Source organism: Streptomyces sp. DI166 (assembly GCF_900091315.1).
GTDB lineage: Bacteria > Actinomycetota > Actinomycetes > Streptomycetales > Streptomycetaceae > Streptomyces > Streptomyces fuscus.
On sequence record NZ_FLSP01000220.1, the window covers coordinates 1 to 1,956 of the forward strand.

At 74.7% G+C, this 1,956-nt stretch carries 1 protein-coding gene and 1 pseudogene; both read left to right on the top strand.

Annotated elements, in window-relative coordinates:
* Window positions 1-1,124 (top strand): SUKH-4 family immunity protein (locus GA0115233_RS39915; RefSeq protein ID WP_255310524.1); only part of this gene is annotated, 1,124 nt, incomplete at its 5' end.
* Between the two features lie 261 nt (window positions 1,125-1,385).
* Window positions 1,386-1,956: pseudogene (locus GA0115233_RS39920) on the top strand (cellulose-binding protein); the annotation flags it as partial.

Genomic DNA, 1,956 nt, shown 5'->3' on the forward strand with positions numbered 1-1,956 from the left:
CCGCCCCCGGCGTACCCGCTGCTCCGGGCGCCCCCGGGATGGCTCCGGGCGCCCCCCAGCCGCCGATGCCGCCCGGCGCGATGCCGCCGCCCGGTCACCCCGTTCCCGGGCAGCCCCCGGCGTACGGCTACCCGCAGCAGCCCACCGGTCAGCCGACCGTGGGCCCCGGCTACCAGGCCGTGCTGCGCTACCGCGCGCAGGACGGTTCCGAGCAGCAGCTGATCCGGCGTTCGGCGCCGGGTACGCCGCACCCGGAGTGGCAGATCTTCCACGAGCTGCGCGCCATGAACGTGCCGCCGGACCAGGTGCTGGAGCTGCACACCGAACTGGAGTCGTGCGAGCTGCCGGGCGCCTACTGCGCGCGGATGATCCGCGAGCAGTGGCCGCAGGCGCGGATCACGAGCATCGCGCCCTACGGCACGGACCACGCGAGCCGGCAGCAGGGCATGCAGCAACTGCTGGCGCACCAGGGCGAGCTGCACCAGGTGGCGGACGGCCCCGCGCGGCCCGCGCCGGTGCGGGCGCCGCTGCCGCCGGTGCAGCCGGTTCCGCCGATTCCCCCGGAGGGGATCGCGCAGGAGCTGGCGGGCGCGTACGGGCCGGGGATCTTCCGGTTCGAGCAGGCCGCTGTGTCCCGGCAGGGTGTGCCGCCGGTCGTCGCGCACACCCTGGTGGTGGCGGGCCTGCCGATGGACATGGGTCCGTTCTTCTGGGCGCAGGCCCAGCCGGGTCGTCCGGTGCCGACGCTGGCGGAGCTGGCAGCCGAGCGCGGGGTGCAGCCCGCCGCGGACGCGGGCTCGTACCTCGTGATGGGCAGCGACTTCGGCCGCGCCATCTGCGTGCAGTACGGCACGGCCAACATCGTCGCCGTGCCGGTGGAGGCCGGTCCGGGCGGTGCCCCGGTGCCGCCGCAGTTCGTCAACACCGGGCTGCCGGAGTTCCAGCGCTGCCTGGCGCTGCTCGGCCGGATGTGGCGGCTGCGGTTCGGTCTGAACCAGGAGCAGGCGGGCCGCTGGACCGTCGACTTCCAGGCCCAGTTGGCCGCCCTCGACCCGGCGGCGCTCGGTTCGCCGGAGAGCTGGTGGTCGGTGCTGCTGGAGCAGATGTGGGACGGGCTCCTGTGAGCCGTCGCCGCTGAGCGCCACGCACGCGTGGAAGCCGGGCCCGGTCATGACGACCGGGCCCGGCTTCGTCGTATGCCCGGAGCTGGGACGCCCCACGGGCGCGTCCGAAGCGGGCGTCCGAATCCGTTGCGCGTGAAAGCCGCTGCGCTCGTCGGCCGTTACCTGCGCCCGGAGTGTCGCGTTGTGCTCCTTTACGCCCCATACATCAAGATGTCCGCGAAATCATCATTTCGCGTCCGTCCGATGGAGAGGGGTTCCCGCATGAGCGGCACACCGGTCCCGCCCCGCGGCTTCAGGGCCGTACGAGGGCGTGGCTACCGTCCCGAGCAGGTCGACGCGTACGCCGCGGCGCTCTCCCGGGACCGGGACGCCGCCTGGGAGCGCGCCGCCCGGCTGACCGTGCTCGCCAAGGACATGGAGGCCGAGGCGGTACGGCTGCGCGAGACCGTCGCGCGGCTCGCGCCGCAGACGTACGAGACGCTCGGGGAGCGCGCACGGCGCATCTTCCAGCTCGCGCTGGAGGAGGCCGCCGCCGTACGCGAAGGCGCACACCAGGAGGCGCAGCGCCTCGCGGAGGTGGCGCAGGCGCATGCGGACAGCGTGCACGGCGCGGCCCAGGCGTATGCCGACACCGTGCGCGCCGAGGCGGAGGAACACGCCCGCCGGCGCCTGCTCGCCGCGCGCACCGAGGCGGACGAGACCCGGATCGCCGCCCGGCGCGCGATCAAGGAGAGCCGCGGCGAGGCGCTCGGCGTCCTGCGCGAGATGCGCCGCCGCACCACCGGCATGCTCGCCGAGCAGACCAAGGAACACGCCGAACGCTGGGCCGAGT